Source organism: Planococcus glaciei (assembly GCF_900099655.1).
GTDB lineage: Bacteria > Bacillota > Bacilli > Bacillales_A > Planococcaceae > Planococcus > Planococcus glaciei.
The window spans coordinates 106,065-120,710 of the sequence record NZ_FNDC01000003.1 but is presented as its reverse complement, the minus strand read 5'-3'; the positions used below and the strand labels follow the sequence as shown (position 1 = coordinate 120,710).

17 protein-coding genes are annotated in these 14,646 nt (G+C 46.0%); all 17 read left to right on the top strand.

Features of this window, described 5'->3' with window-relative positions:
* Positions 1–76 precede the first annotated feature (76 nt).
* Positions 77–757, top strand: coding sequence for a glutamic-type intramembrane protease PrsW (gene prsW, locus BLQ32_RS05710; RefSeq protein ID WP_074509422.1), 681 nt, complete (start codon positions 77–79; stop codon positions 755–757).
* A 711-nt stretch (positions 758–1,468) separates the two neighbouring features.
* On the top strand, positions 1,469–2,143 hold the full coding sequence (cmk, locus tag BLQ32_RS05705) for a (d)CMP kinase (protein WP_175557075.1): 675 nt from the start codon (positions 1,469–1,471) through the stop codon (positions 2,141–2,143).
* 1 nt (position 2,144) lies between these two features.
* On the top strand, positions 2,145–2,735 hold the full coding sequence (locus BLQ32_RS05700; RefSeq protein WP_036801875.1) for a lysophospholipid acyltransferase family protein: 591 nt from the start codon (positions 2,145–2,147) through the stop codon (positions 2,733–2,735).
* Positions 2,736–2,803: 68 nt separating this feature from the next.
* Entirely contained in the window at positions 2,804–3,949 is a 1,146-nt protein-coding gene (gene rpsA / locus BLQ32_RS05695; RefSeq protein WP_036801877.1) for a 30S ribosomal protein S1, read from the top strand.
* A 21-nt stretch (positions 3,950–3,970) separates the two neighbouring features.
* Positions 3,971–5,005, top strand: a complete 1,035-nt coding sequence (fni, locus tag BLQ32_RS05690; protein WP_280513352.1) for a type 2 isopentenyl-diphosphate Delta-isomerase — start codon at positions 3,971–3,973, stop codon at positions 5,003–5,005.
* A gap of 93 nt (positions 5,006–5,098) precedes the next feature.
* Positions 5,099–6,409, top strand: coding sequence for a ribosome biogenesis GTPase Der (gene der / locus BLQ32_RS05685; protein ID WP_053165773.1), 1,311 nt, complete (start codon positions 5,099–5,101; stop codon positions 6,407–6,409).
* Between the two features lie 21 nt (positions 6,410–6,430).
* Positions 6,431–7,450, top strand: coding sequence for an NAD(P)H-dependent glycerol-3-phosphate dehydrogenase (locus BLQ32_RS05680; protein ID WP_036801884.1), 1,020 nt, complete (start codon positions 6,431–6,433; stop codon positions 7,448–7,450).
* A gap of 87 nt (positions 7,451–7,537) precedes the next feature.
* Positions 7,538–7,741: a DUF2768 domain-containing protein gene (locus tag BLQ32_RS05675; RefSeq protein WP_036801887.1), complete on the top strand. Its 204-nt coding sequence runs from the start codon at positions 7,538–7,540 to the stop codon at positions 7,739–7,741.
* A 10-nt stretch (positions 7,742–7,751) separates the two neighbouring features.
* The gene (locus tag BLQ32_RS05670; RefSeq protein WP_053165862.1) at positions 7,752–8,462 is read left to right on the top strand and encodes a hypothetical protein; all 711 of its coding nucleotides are present in this window, start codon (positions 7,752–7,754) and stop codon (positions 8,460–8,462) included.
* Between the two features lie 173 nt (positions 8,463–8,635).
* A complete protein-coding gene (locus tag BLQ32_RS05665; protein WP_036801889.1) occupies positions 8,636–8,908 on the top strand; it encodes an HU family DNA-binding protein in 273 nt (90 codons plus the stop codon).
* A 284-nt stretch (positions 8,909–9,192) separates the two neighbouring features.
* Positions 9,193–9,777 (top strand): GTP cyclohydrolase I FolE, encoded by a 585-nt coding sequence (gene folE / locus BLQ32_RS05660; RefSeq protein WP_036801892.1) that lies wholly within the window; start codon positions 9,193–9,195, stop codon positions 9,775–9,777.
* Between the two features lie 33 nt (positions 9,778–9,810).
* Complete coding sequence (gene mtrB / locus BLQ32_RS05655; RefSeq protein ID WP_036801894.1) at positions 9,811–10,032, top strand: trp RNA-binding attenuation protein MtrB; 222 nt, start codon at positions 9,811–9,813, stop codon at positions 10,030–10,032.
* A 77-nt stretch (positions 10,033–10,109) separates the two neighbouring features.
* Positions 10,110–10,886: a heptaprenyl diphosphate synthase component 1 gene (locus tag BLQ32_RS05650; protein WP_036801897.1), complete on the top strand. Its 777-nt coding sequence runs from the start codon at positions 10,110–10,112 to the stop codon at positions 10,884–10,886.
* 5 nt (positions 10,887–10,891) lie between these two features.
* Positions 10,892–11,596 (top strand): demethylmenaquinone methyltransferase, encoded by a 705-nt coding sequence (locus BLQ32_RS05645; RefSeq protein ID WP_036801899.1) that lies wholly within the window; start codon positions 10,892–10,894, stop codon positions 11,594–11,596.
* A 26-nt stretch (positions 11,597–11,622) separates the two neighbouring features.
* Complete coding sequence (hepT, locus tag BLQ32_RS05640; protein ID WP_175557077.1) at positions 11,623–12,588, top strand: heptaprenyl diphosphate synthase component II; 966 nt, start codon at positions 11,623–11,625, stop codon at positions 12,586–12,588.
* Positions 12,589–12,673: 85 nt separating this feature from the next.
* Positions 12,674–13,120 carry a nucleoside-diphosphate kinase gene (ndk, locus tag BLQ32_RS05635; RefSeq protein ID WP_036801903.1) on the top strand — a complete coding sequence of 149 codons (447 nt, stop codon included), beginning with the start codon at positions 12,674–12,676 and terminating at the stop codon, positions 13,118–13,120.
* A 352-nt stretch (positions 13,121–13,472) separates the two neighbouring features.
* The gene (gene aroC, locus BLQ32_RS05630) at positions 13,473–14,645 is read left to right on the top strand and encodes a chorismate synthase (RefSeq protein ID WP_074509421.1); all 1,173 of its coding nucleotides are present in this window, start codon (positions 13,473–13,475) and stop codon (positions 14,643–14,645) included.
* Position 14,646: the final 1 nt, after the last annotated feature.

The following is a 14,646-nucleotide window of genomic DNA, read 5'->3' as shown; positions in this document are numbered from 1 at the left end:
CGGTCCTCCATTTGGAGAGCCGGCGATCATCCTGTTTGTTGATGATGGAAGAGGACTTAAGCAAAGGAGCAGGCATATGATAATTCTACTGACAGTTGCAATTGCTCCAAGTCTGGCGTTGTTCAGTTATTTTTATTTGCGTGATCAATTTGCTGCTGAGCCTTCCAAGCTGCTGTTTCAATCTTTTATATACGGCGCGGTATTGACTTTCCCGATTTTATTTATTCAATATGTTTTTGAGTTTGAAGGTGTATTTGAGCAGGTCTTCAACCAAAAAGTGTTATTTCCAAGTATTTTAGAAGAGTTTTTCAAATGGCTTGTCCTAATTATCGCTGTCTATCGGCATGTTGATTTCGAAGACCCTTATGATGGCATTTTATACGGTGCCAGTGTGTCTCTCGGATTTGCCACTGTTGAAAATATTCTATACTTAATGGAGTTTGGGTTGGAAACTGCATTTATCCGGGCATTTTTGCCGGTTTCAAGCCATGCACTGTTCGGAGTGGTAATGGGCTACTATTTAGGCAGAGCCAAGTTTACAAAAGGGACGAACGGGCCAATTTGGCTGGCCTTTGCGTTTGTCAGCTCCATGTCGCTGCACTTGATCTACAATTCAATATTGTACATTAACACGAACTTGTCGTATGGTGTCATTCCATTTATGCTGTTTTTATGGTGGTTTGCCTTAAGAAAAGTGAAACAAGCTCACCAGCTCTCACTGACCCATTACCATAACAATTCTTCCTTGCACCCATAAAGTAGATTAGGTTCTAACCTTAAAAAAGTCTTGCATCCCAAGGCTTTTTTTGTGTTTAAATTTTGGTTGAAGGGTATGGGTGTTTAATGGCCCTGCCTCTAATTTTGAGTTGGCCAGCTGCAAAGGACAGACTCTTGAGGTTATAAGCCAGCCCGGCTGTGCGGCAAAGAACGACACTCCGCCGGTTTGTCTTATGCCCGTCGATTCTACATGTCCGTCTCTGCTTTTCTAGTGTCCAGCTTCAACGCCTAGCTCCTTGGGTCGTAAGCCGCTTCGGCTGTGCGGCTGAAAAAACGCCGCTTCGCCAAATCGTCTTACGCCCGTCAGAGCTTGATAGGCGCTTCCGCTTTTCTAATGTCTAGCTTCAATGGCCAGATTCTCGGGTCATAAGCCAGCCTGGCTGTGTGGCAAAGAACGCCACTTCGCTGGTCTGCCTAAAACCCTTATTGCTCCTGCAGCATTTCATGCTTCGTCGCAAAGAGATGGCCCAAAATAGTTTGGTCCATCTCTTGCCTGTCGAATCTAAGCGGCCATTTCCGCTTTTCTAGTGTTGTCTAGCTGCGCCGCCTAGTCCCTCGGGTCGCTTCGGCCTTACGGAAAATGGCAAAAAGCGCCATTGTCCGTAATTCCTCCAGCGCCTGTCGGGACTGAATAGGCGGCTCCGCTTTTCTATGTTAAAATATGATGAATACATATGATGAGGTGACTTTTTTGACGAAATCAATACAAATCGCTCTGGACGGCCCTGCGGCTGCCGGGAAAAGTACAATAGCGAAAATCGTTGCAGAACAATTGGGGTATATTTATATCGATACGGGTGCGATGTACCGCGCCATTACATTAAAGGCGTTAAACGAAGGCATCGACCTTTCGGACAATAAAGCGGCGGGAGAATTGCTGGCGAAGACAGCCATCGATTTACAGCCGTCTGAAAATGGCCAGCTGGTTTTCCTGGATCAACAGAATGTGACAGAAGCCATCCGTTCGCAGGAAGTAACAGGATCAGTTTCTGAAATGGCTGCGCACGAATCTGTTCGCCTGCAAATGGTGAAATTACAGCAGCAGCTTGCTGAAGGGCGCGGCGTTGTGATGGATGGCCGCGACATCGGCACGGACGTTTTGCCGAAAGCGGAATTGAAAGTGTTCATGTCTGCCAGCGTTGAAGAACGGGCGCGCCGCCGCTTCGAAGAAAATAAAAAACGCAATATCCATACGCCTCTTGAAGAACTCCAAGGGGAAATCGCAAAACGTGATCAAATGGACAGTGAACGGGAAGTTTCTCCTCTCCGCCAAGCGGATGATGCGATCTACCTTGATACGACTTCATTGACCATCCGGGAAGCGGCAGCAGAGATTTTAAGACTTGCAGGAGAAAGGTTGAGCTAACGTGAATTTATATGCAGTTGGGAAAACTTTGGTAAAAACAGCGTTGCATCCTCTTTATCGTTTTGAAGTGCTTGGCACTGAGCATTTTCCAAAAGAAGGCGGCGTACTTCTTTGTTCCAACCATATTAATGCGCTGGATCCTCCAGTCGTCGGAATGACTGCGCCGAGAACGGTCCATTTCATGGCAAAGGAAGAATTGTTTAAACTTCCGGTCCTTGGACCAATTTTGCCGAAAGTAAATGCCTTTCCGGTTAAACGGGGAATGAGTGACCGCGAAGCCTTAAGAACGGCATTAAAAGTGCTGAAAAGCGGAGAAGTGGTCGGCTTGTTTCCGGAAGGCACAAGATCGACAGACGGCGTCTTGAAAAAAGGGTTGAGCGGAGCCGGATTTTTCGCGCTTCGGGGCAATGCAGATGTCGTGCCTTGCGCCATCATCGGGCCCTATAAGATGTTCAGAAAAGTACGGGTTGTCTATGGCAAACCGATTTTAATGGACCCTTACCGGGAACGAAGAGCATCTGCCGAAGAAGTGACCGAAGTGATTATGAGCAGCATTCAAGAAATTCTGGATGAATATAGCAAAAATAAGTGATATTTTTTGTTTTTATTAGAGAATTCGAATAAAATAGAAAGTGGATAGTTTGTGAAGGAGGGCTACTTATGTCTGAGGAAATGAACGAGATGGAAAACCGCGACTTCCAAACAGGGGATCGCGTAAAAGGTATTGTTACGAACATAGAAGAAAAAGCTGTAACTGTAACAATTGAGGGAGCGCCTTTTGATGGGGTAATTCCGATCAGCGAGTTGTCGAGCCTACACATCGAGAAAGCATCAGATTCAGTTCAGGTCGGTGATGAACTAGATTTAGTCATTACCAAAGTAGAAGACGAAAACTTTGTTTTGTCGAAACGCAAAGTCGATGCCGAACAGGCATGGGACGAGTTGGAGAAAAAGTTTGCGTCTGGCGAAATTATTGAATCTGAAGTGAAGGATGTTGTAAAAGGCGGACTTGTGGTGGATCTCGGGGTTCGCGGATTTGTACCTGCTTCACTTGTAGAAGATTATTTCGTGGAATCCTTTGAAGATTACAAAGGCAAAGTTATGACATTTAAAATCGTGGAGATGGAAAAAGAGAACAACCGTTTAATTCTTTCACACCGCGCCGTCGTGGAATTGGAAAAAGAATCACAAAAAGAAGAAGTGATGGACACCATTCATGCAGGCGATGTGCTGAAAGGCAAAGTGCAGCGCATTGCATCATTCGGTGCGTTTGTGGATATCGGCGGAGTGGATGGGCTTGTCCATATTTCCCAGTTATCGCATGAGCATGTTGAGAAAGTTTCGGATGTTGTAACAGAAGGGCAGGAAGTAACCGTCAAGGTTCTTTCGGTAGACCGGGATTCTGAACGTATTTCCTTATCGATCAAAGACACGCTTCCTGGGCCGTGGGATGCCATTGAAGAAAAAGCGCCAAAAGGATCGGTTCATGACGGAAAAGTGAAACGGATTGTCAGCTATGGCGCATTCGTTGAAGTGCTTCCGGGGGTAGAAGGCCTGGTGCACATTTCGCAGATTGCCCACAAGCATATTGCAACTCCAAATGAAGTGCTTTCTGAAGGGCAAGAAGTCCAAGTAAAAGTACTGGAAGTGAATAAAGCTGATAAACGCCTGTCACTCAGCATTAAAGAACTTCAGGAAAAAGAGAAGGAACAAGATTATTCCAATTATGAAATGCCGGAAGAATCCAGCGGCTTTTCTATCAGTGATGTAATCGGCGACAAATTAAAAGGATTTAAGTCCGAATAAATGTCGAGAGCTGAACGGAAGATGGACCATATTCAATATGCACTATCTACAGGCCAAAGCGCTGGAGCTTTGTTTGATGATGTACGCATTATTCACCAAGCATTGCCAAACCTTGGAGTAGAGGATATCAGCATTCATACGGAGACAGGTGATTTGAAATTGGAATCACCTGTTTTTATTAATGCCATGACAGGCGGCGGCGGGAGCCAGACCGAAAAATTGAACGGAATGCTCGCGCGGGCTGCGAAAGAGACAGGCATCGCGATGGCTGTCGGTTCCCAGATGGCAGCGATTAAAGACGCAAATGAACGGGCTTCCTACGAAATTGTCCGGAAAGAAAATCCTCATGGATTCATCATGGGCAATCTGGGCAGCGAAGCGACTGTTCAGCAAGCGAGAGATGCTGTGGAGATGATCGGGGCCAATGCGCTTCAGATTCATTTAAATGTAATCCAAGAGCTGACCATGCCGGAAGGCGACCGTGATTTTAAAGGAGCGCTTGAACGCATTGCCGAAATAGCTGAAAACCTCCATGTTCCGGTCATCGTCAAAGAAACGGGATTCGGCATTTCCAGGGAAGCGGCCGAAAAGCTGGCCGGGACCCAGATTGCAGCGATTGATGTCAGCGGCTACGGCGGAACCAATTTTGCGGCAATCGAAAATGAGCGCCGCGCGCGCAAACTCTCTTATTTTCAAGAATGGGGAGTTCCGACAGCGGCGGCCATCATTGAAGCGAAAGAGGCTTTTCCAAAGACTGTATTGGCTTCCGGCGGCATCCGCGGTGCCCAGGATATGATCAAAGCCTTCATATTGGGTGCGAATGCCGCAGGGCTGGCGGGTTCATTTTTAAAAATGGCCGTTGAGCATGGCGAAAGCCGGCTGGTTTCAGAAATCGAGTCCCTGACTGAAGACCTTCAAATGATGATGACCGCACTGGGGGCAAAATCCATTGCGGAATTGGAAAATTGCCCGGTGATCATCACGGGGGAGCTTCACCATTATTTGGCGATGCGGGGCTATGAGCCGTCGGTTTATGCCAACCGAAAGAAAAACTGAATATTACACCTTTTAAGGTGATGGACATTTACAAGATGCCATCACCTTTTTCGTGTATAATGGGGATATTAGAAGTGGAAGGATGAAATTATTATGTCAAAACCGGTAGTAGCAATCGTTGGCCGGCCGAACGTTGGGAAGTCCACGATCTTTAATCGCGTGGTCGGGGAACGTGTATCCATCGTGGAAGATATTCCAGGAGTCACACGGGACCGCATCTATAGTTCGGCAGATTGGCTGACACATGAATTCAATATCATCGACACAGGCGGCATCGATTTAAGAGACGAGCCGTTCTTGGAACAAATTCGCCAACAGGCGGAAATTGCAATGGACGAAGCGGATGTAATCATCTTCCTCGTCAACGGACGTGACGGAGTTACGGCACAAGACGAGCAAGTGGCTAAAATATTATACCGGACAAAAAAACCGGTTATTTTAGCCGTCAACAAAATCGACAACCCGGACATGCGCCATCTTATTTATGATTTTTATACTCTGGGCATGGGCGAACCTTTCCCGATTTCAGGTTCCCACGGACTTGGATTAGGGGATTTGCTGGATGAAGTAGCGAAAAAATTCCCACAGGATGACGAGGAAGAATATCCGGATGACGTCATCAAATTTTCTTTGATCGGCCGTCCAAACGTCGGGAAATCATCGCTTGTCAATGCCTTTTTAGGCGAAGAGCGCGTGATCGTCAGCGATGTTGCCGGAACGACACGCGACGCCATCGATACTCAATATGAGTACGACGGCCAGCCATATGTCATCATCGATACGGCCGGCATGCGCAAAAAAGGGAAAGTGTACGAAACTACAGAAAAGTACAGTGTACTGCGTGCACTTCGTGCCATCGAACGCTCCGATGTTGTTTTAGTTGTCCTGAATGCAGAAGAAGGCATCCAGGAACAAGACAAAAAAATTGCGGGCTACGCACATGAAGCCGGCAAAGCAGTCATCATTGTCGTAAACAAATGGGATGCCGTCGAAAAAGACGAGAAAACCATGAACGTCATGACCCGTAAAATCCGGGAGCATTTCTTGTTCCTTGACTATGCGCCAATCATGTTTGTATCGGCTGTAAGCGGCAAACGCGTCCATAACATTCTCGATATCGTAAACCGTGTAAACGATAATCACTCAAGACGCATTCAATCCAGTATTCTTAACGAAGTACTCGAGGATGCTGTGGCAATGAACCCGGCACCGACCGATAAAGGCCGCAGACTGCGTGTATACTATGCAACTCAAGTGGCCATTCAGCCTCCTACTTTTGTGGTGTTCGTCAATGAACCGGAGCTTATGCACTTCAGTTATGAGCGATTCCTGCAAAATCGAATCCGCGAAAGCTTTGATTTTGAAGGAACTCCGCTTCGGCTGATTACGCGTGCTCGGACATAAAAGGTGAAAGGTGGCAATAACATGGAAAAAGTATCAGTTTTTGGAGCAGGCAGCTGGGGAACCGCTTTAAGCTATGTGCTTGCACAAAATGGCCATGACCTTCTGCTCTGGACTCACCGGGCAGAACAGGCTGAAGAAATCAATAACCATACAAACAACCGTTATTTAAAAAATATTCAGCTGCCTGAAACATTAAAGGCAACAGCTGATTTGAAGCAAACCGTCGGCCATTCGGACGTATACGTACTGGCAGTGCCGACAAAAGCGATTCGCGAAGTTTGTGCCAACATAAAAGAGCACTTGAACAAAAAAGCCTTGTTTGTGCATGTCTCCAAAGGAATTGAACCAGATTCTTTGAAGCGCATCAGCGAAATGATCCGGGAAGAAATTCCGGAACAATGGATTGAAGATGTGGTGGTCCTTTCCGGACCGAGCCATGCCGAAGAAGTGGTTCTTGAACATCCAACAACCGTGACGGCTGCTTGTGAAAACACAAAATCAGCGGAGCGCATCCAGGATCTGTTCATGAATAACTATTTCCGCGTCTATACCAATACCGATGTCATCGGAGTGGAAATCGGCGGTGCCTTGAAAAACATTATCGCCTTGGCTGTCGGCATTACAGACGGTTTAGGGTACGGGGATAACGCCAAAGCGGCTCTGATGACGCGTGGGCTTGCCGAAATCGCCCGCTTAGGCGTCAAGATGGGTGCAACGCCTCTAACGTTCTCCGGGCTCTCAGGCGTCGGTGACTTGATCGTCACGTGTACAAGTGTCCATTCACGCAACTGGCGCGCCGGCAATATGCTTGGAAAAGGGAAGTCGATTGACGAAGTGCTCGAAGAAATGGGCATGGTAGTTGAAGGGATCCGCACCACAAAAGCGGCCTATCAATTGTCCCAAAAACACGATGTGCCGATGCCGATCACTGCTGCGCTGTACGCGGTCCTCTTTGAGGATATCTCGACAGACGAAGCGGTCGAAAGGCTGATGGGGCGCATGAAGAAAAACGAAATGGAAGATTTAATTAACTTACTATAATTGTCACAAAAGAAGAGGTTCAGCTCCGCGGCCTCTTCTTTCTTTATGCTATAATACGGGGTGAAATAGAACGAAAGGCGGTCAATTATGAGTTCTTTGGACAAGATGTGGGTCTCCTTTGCGGGTATTGCTTTTTTAATGATTTCTATGGGACTGATTTATTTAAGCAGATATAAATTAAACAATGGCATATTGAAATTCCTTTTTGCATTAACGGCTTATATTCTTTTGATACTTGGATTCTTTATCATGGTTTTCATAATACTTAGCGGGCCGACAGGCGGCGCTTGAGGTGATAAAAATGAAAAAAGGATTATTAGCGATTACGCTGCTGATCAGCGTGTTGTTGTTGAGCGGATGCATGTTCCCGGAAAGTGAACGCGCGGAAAATCAGATCCCTTATGAAGATCAGATCATTTCTGTGCAAAATGCAGTGAACCAGTTCCGGGGAGCGAGCAGCGGATTGCTGCCAATCAAGACCCGGGATATGGACGTCGATCAATACATCAAATACCCAATTGATTTTTCTAAAATTTCTCCGGCCTATTTATCGGAGATCCCGCCGAATGCCTATGAGTCCGGCGGCATTTACCAATATGTCTTAATGGACGTGGAAGAAAATCCGACTGTGAAATTGGTGGATTTGCGCCTTACTGAAGCAATCCGCACGATTAACATCCGGAAAAGTGCCAACGGCGGAAAAGCGCCGATTGCTGAAATCATCGATGACAATGTCTACAAGCTCAATTACAAAGCGATGGGCTTTCAGGAAGAGCAGACGGTAACCAGTCCGTATAGCGGCAAGAATTTGCCGTTTGTGGTAAACGGCAAAGGCGAAGTATTTGTTGACTACTCAATGGACTTGTATGAAGCTCTTCAAAACTATGAAGGCACCTTGGAACCTGGACAGGATATCCGTTTTTTGCTGTATGAAAACAGTCCGATTGTTCCAGCCTATTCACTTCCTTACACCGTAGACGAAAAAAATGAACCTGTCTTTAAGAGTGAGTAATGGCGCGGTTTAAAGCGATTTTGCAGTAAAATGTAAGTATTTAGGGGAATATCACCATTATTTGCATGTTTTATTGCAGAACCGCGCTATTAGTGGTTGCTATGCCATTTTCGATATGATACTCTTTTTACAGGATTGAAGGAATGCATCCCCTTTGAGAGGAGGTGAATAGCATGAACAAGACAGAATTAGTGAACTCTGTTGCTGAAGCAGCTGAACTTTCTCGTAAAGATGCTGCGAAAGCAGTTGACGCTGCATTTGAGGCGATTCAAAACGCTCTAACTCAAGGTGACAAAGTGCAATTAATCGGATTTGGTAACTTTGAAGTACGCGAACGCGCAGCACGCAAAGGCCGTAACCCGCAAACGGGTGCTGAAATCGAAATCGCTGCTAGCAAAGTTCCTGCATTTAAGCCAGGTAAAGCGCTTAAAGACGCAGTGAAATAATCTTCAGTGCAGTACATAGAATGGCTTTTTCGTGACTTTTCACGTAAAAGCCATTCTTTTTTTAAGCCTACAATTTTGCGGTTGGGTCTGTTTATATGCTACGATTCATGTGAGAAAAACGCAGAAAACCTAATCGGTTGCGGCAGCCGAAAACACCTGCCTTTGCTCATCGTGTTCTTCGCCTTCGTTCAAGAAGCAACCTGCTATTTGCCATTGCCGGGAAGTGAAGTCCAGATGGCTGAAACAGGATTACTGAAGATTCGTCTTTAACAGGAGGAAACAATGTGATAGATATAGATTCTAAAAAAGTAGATTTAGACAAGATTGAAAAAGCGGTTGCTATGATTCTGGAAGCGGTTGGAGAAGATCCTGGCAGAGAAGGATTGCTGGATACGCCGAAACGCGTCGCTAAAATGTACGCCGAAATTTTTTCTGGTTTAAAAGAAGACCCGAAGGATTACTTCAGTACGGTTTTCCATGAAGGGCATGAGGAAATGGTGCTGGTCAAGGATATTCCTTTTTACTCGACTTGTGAGCATCACTTAGTGCCGTTTTTCGGTAAAGCCCATATTGCCTATATCCCGCGGGATGGGGTAGTAACCGGATTGAGCAAATTGGCCCGTGCAGTTGAAACGGTCGCAAAGCGCCCACAACTGCAGGAGCGGATCACATCGACGCTTGCCGATTCATTGATGGAGACATTAAATCCCCATGGCGTTTTTGTTATGGTGGAGGCCGAGCATATGTGCATGACCATGCGCGGCATCAAAAAACCAGGCGCTAAAACGATTACAGCGGTGTCTCGGGGCGTTTTGGAGACCGATGACATCAAACGTTCGGAAATTATTACGTATATCAATATGAAGTAATACAACTATTTTTTAGAAGAAGCAGGTGGGAAAATGGCACAGACAGAATACATTGTGATTCGCGCACTCGAAGATGGCGTCAACGTGATCGGTTTAACTCGCGGCAACGATACAAAATTTCACCATACGGAGAAGTTGGATACAGGTGAAGTGATGATAGCGCAGTTTACGGAACATACGTCAGCTATGAAAATTCGTGGCAAAGCAGAAATTCAAACAGCCCATGGCATAGTAGAAAGCGAAGCGAAAAAATAGGCGTTATTGGATGAAGGCAGGCCTTTGCTTATGATATACTATGGTAATATGGCTAAATCATGAATGGAGCAAGCAGGATGAATGAACAACTAATACATTCAAAAATCACTTCTATGGAAATCGATGTCCTAAGAGCTGTCAAACAGCGGACTCTCGAGAAATTCACAGAAGGTCCATCAGTTGAACGGGCACGTTTGTTTTTTTTGTTGCTGCCTTATTTTGACGAAAAGCATTGGTCGGGTGAAATAGAGGCATCAGCAAAAACGGTTTCGATTGTTTATGCTGCGCTTCATGCCCATGATCAAGTCAAAGAAAATGCTTCCGCAACAAAGAAACAGCAGTTAACTGTACTGGCAGGCGATTTTTACAGCGGCATCTATTATCAGATGCTGGCAAACTTAAACAACATAACAATGATTCAGCGCTTGGCAACAGCGATTATCAAAGTGAGCGAAAAGAAGGCGTCGTTTCATGACGGCTTAGACCGGACGACCGCCGAACTTGATCGCTCCGTGCAGCAGATTGAAACCGAATTATTGGCTACATTCTATAATTTCTATGGTTTTGATCACTATACGCCTTTGGCGACTTTAATGCTCAGCTACATCCGCTACAAAGATGAGCTGGAATGTCTGCAAGGCGGCAGCGAAACGCGCATTATCCGTTCATTGAATGAAACTCTTCAGCATCCGCTGCATACAGAGCGGTGGCTTTTGGAGAAACTGGATAACTTGCATGACCAGATTTCGCTCACCATCAATTCCTATAATTTCAACTATGACTTAAAGAATTTTATGCTCCATCAAATAACCCCGCACCAGCATAGAGCTGAGCAGCTTACCCGAGAAGGATGACTGATATGCAAAAAACGAAAGAACAACGCGTACACGAAGTTTTCGAAAAAATTTCGGACAATTACGATCAGATGAATTCAGTAATCAGTTTCCAGCAGCACAATAAATGGCGCAAAGACACGATGGATAAAATGCAGGTTCCAAAAGGGGCAGCCGCTATTGACATCTGCTGCGGCACTGGGGATTGGACAATCGCACTGGCCGAAGCAGTCGGAGAAAACGGCAAAGTCGTCGGCCTGGATTTCAGCCAGAACATGCTGAATGTTGGAATCGACAAAACCAAACAGATGCCGCAAGTTCAAATGATCCAGGGAAATGCCATGTCTTTGCCGTTTCCGGACAATTCATTTGATTTTGCCACAATCGGTTTCGGTCTGCGCAACGTTCCCGATTACGAGCAAGTGCTTTCGGAAATGCACCGTGTGCTAAAACCGGGCGGCATGATTGCGTGCCTTGAAACCTCCCAGCCGAATAATCTATTGTTCAAGCCGTTTTTCCGTTTTTACTTCCGGTTTATCATGCCGGTATTTGGCAAGTTATTCGCGAAAAGCTATAAAGAATACTCATGGCTGCAGGAGTCGGCTAAGGACTTCCCGGGCATGAAACAACTGGCGAAGCTCTTTGTAAAAGTCGGTTTTGAAAAAGTGAAATACAAACCTTACACGGGCGGCGCAGCAGCGCTGCATTTAGGGATCAAAAAAGTAAAATAGCGGGAGAAGGTTGTTAAGTGGAAAAGGTGAAGCTGAAATTGCTCTATTCCGACCTTAAACCGGAGTTGGATATGATTGAAAAAGAATTAGAACAGGCAGTGGATTCCGAATCTCTCCTTTTAAACGATGCTTCTCTTCATTTACTGCAGGCCGGGGGGAAACGGATCCGACCTGTTTTTGTTTTGCTTGCAGGCAAATTTGGAAATTACAACATCGATGTGATGAAGCAAGTTGCCGTGCCTTTGGAGTTGATTCACATGGCGTCGCTTGTGCACGATGATGTTATCGATGACTCTGAAACCAGAAGAGGGAAGCCGACGGTGAAGGCAGAGTGGAATAACAGTGTGGCCATGTATACGGGCGATTTTATCCTGGCCCGTGCCTTGGAATACATTTCTGAAATCGATTCTCCAAAATTGCACCACATTCTTTCGAAAACGATGATTGAAGTATGCCGGGGAGAAATCATCCAAATTGAGGACAAATACAAATTGGATCAGAATTTGCGGGATTACCTGCGGCGCATTAAACGCAAGACCGCTTTGCTGATTTCCAGCAGCTGTGAACTGGGGGCATTGGTATCGGGGACGGATGAAAAGACCGCTGCGCATCTCCGCAGATTCGGATATTTTATCGGCATGTCTTTCCAAATCATCGATGATATCCTCGATTTCACATCAACAGACGAGGAACTTGGAAAACCGGCGGGCAGTGATTTTATTCAAGGCAATATTACCTTGCCAATTTTATGCGCCCGGAAAAATCCCGAAGTATACAGTCTGTTGAAAAATAATCTCGGCAAAGAACTAACAGAGCCTGAGCGCCTGCACATTGTCAAAACGGTCCGCGACAGTACGGCCATTGACGAAGCAAAAGCTATCAGTGAACGCTATTTGCAGAAAGCTCTGGAAGAACTCGCTTATTTGCCAAAAGGCAATGCCAATAAAACCATGCGCAAAATTGCGTTCTTCATTGGCAAAAGAAAGTTTTAAGATGCCGGTTGACAAATAGCACCAAACTGATAGTATTTTTTAAGGTGGGCGAAAAGCCCGAGCTTTTAATAGAGGAGTGTTCATAATGGAAAAAACTTTCTTGATGGTGAAACCTGACGGCGTTCAACGCAACGTAATCGGCGAAATCGTAGCACGTTTTGAGAAAAAAGGTTACCACTTGGTGGGTGCTAAATTGATGCAAATCCCAACTGAATTGGCTGAAGAGCATTACGGCGAGCACAAAGAACGCCCATTCTTCGGTGAATTGGTTGACTTCATCACTTCAGGCCCTGTATTCGCAATGGTTTGGGAAGGCGAAAACGTTATTTTGACTGCACGTCAAATGATGGGCGCTACTAACCCTAAAGATGCAGCTCCAGGAACAATCCGCGGCGACTTCGCAGTTACTGTCGGCAAAAACATGATCCACGGTTCGGATTCGGCTGAAAGCGCTGAACGCGAAATCGGCTTGTTCTTCAAAGAAGAAGAATTGGTATCATACGAAAAAACAATCAACAACTGGGTAAACTAATCCAGACAAAAAAGCAGCCTAGCTGCTTTTTTATTTTGTCTTTTTATCCAGTGTAAATTGAAGAAATAAAGAAGTGCTGCCTCTTCCCTTGCTTCCGGCACGAAGAATGAGTTCAGCTGTCTTACATAAGAAATCATTTGTTTCCTTGTTCAACTGCCCAATCTATAAGGGCAGTTTTTTTATTGCGCAATAACAGTTGAAGAAGCGGGAAGCAATCAATGAAAGAACGATGAAGGTTAAAATTCCCAATTGATTGAAGTTTCACTTTATCTGAATTTGGGATAGAATTGATGAAATACTATATGTTATAGTGATACATAAATACTTTAGTGCGTTGAAGGGAGAAAGTGTCATGCGTTATTTAACAGCAGGAGAATCACACGGTCCGCAATTGACGGCCATTATCGAGGGGTTGCCGGCACAATTGCCGTTGACTGCAGAAATGATCAACAAAGAACTGAAAAGGCGGCAAGGCGGACATGGACGCGGCCGGAGAATGCAGATTGAAAAAGATACGGTTGAAATCGTATCAGGCGTGCGCCATGGGAAAACGCTTGGTTCACCGGTAGCGCTAGTGGTGAAAAACGATGACTGGAAACACTGGACGAATATTATGGGCATTGAGCCCGTTGAAGATACAGATGAAGTGAAACGACAGCTTTCGCGTCCGCGTCCTGGGCATGCCGATTTGAACGGCGGGATGAAATATGGCCACCGTGACCTTCGCAACGTGCTGGAACGCTCTTCTGCACGGGAAACAACCGTACGTGTGGCTGTTGGGGCCGTCGCCAAACAATTGCTGTCGCAGCTGGGTGTGGAGATTGTTGCCCACGTAACAGAAATTGGCGGCATAAAAGTGAACCCGGAAAGCTATCTCGGGAAATCAGCGGCTGAAATCCGGGAGATTGTGGAAAACGATGCAGTATACTGTGCAGACCCTTCCGTGACAAAGCAAATGACCGATTTGATCGACGAGACGAAGAAGAACGGCGATTCGATCGGCGGAACCGTTGAAGTGATCGTCGAAGGAATGCCGGCTGGAATTGGCAGCTATGTCCATTACGACCGCAAGCTGGATGCAAAAATTGCCGCTGCCGTCATGAGCATCAACGCATTTAAAGGTGTGGAGTTCGGCCTTGGTTTTGAAATGGCCAGAAAACCGGGCAGCGAAGTGCACGATGAGATCCAGTGGGCAGAAGGCGCAGGCTATACGCGCAAAACGAATAATTTGGGCGGATTTGAAGGCGGTATGACAACAGGTATGCCAATTATCGTCCGGGGCGTCATGAAACCGATTCCGACATTGTATAAACCGCTTCAAAGTGTGGACATTGAATCGAAAGAACCATTCCAGGCAAGCATCGAACGCTCGGACAGCTGTGCAGTTCCGGCGGCATCCATCGTTGCCGAACATGTAGTGGCGTGGGAAGTTGCGAATGCCTTGCTTGAACAATTCGACGCAGACCAAATGCCGCGCCTAAAAGAAAATCTGCAGAACTACTTAAACTACACGAAGGAGTTCTAAC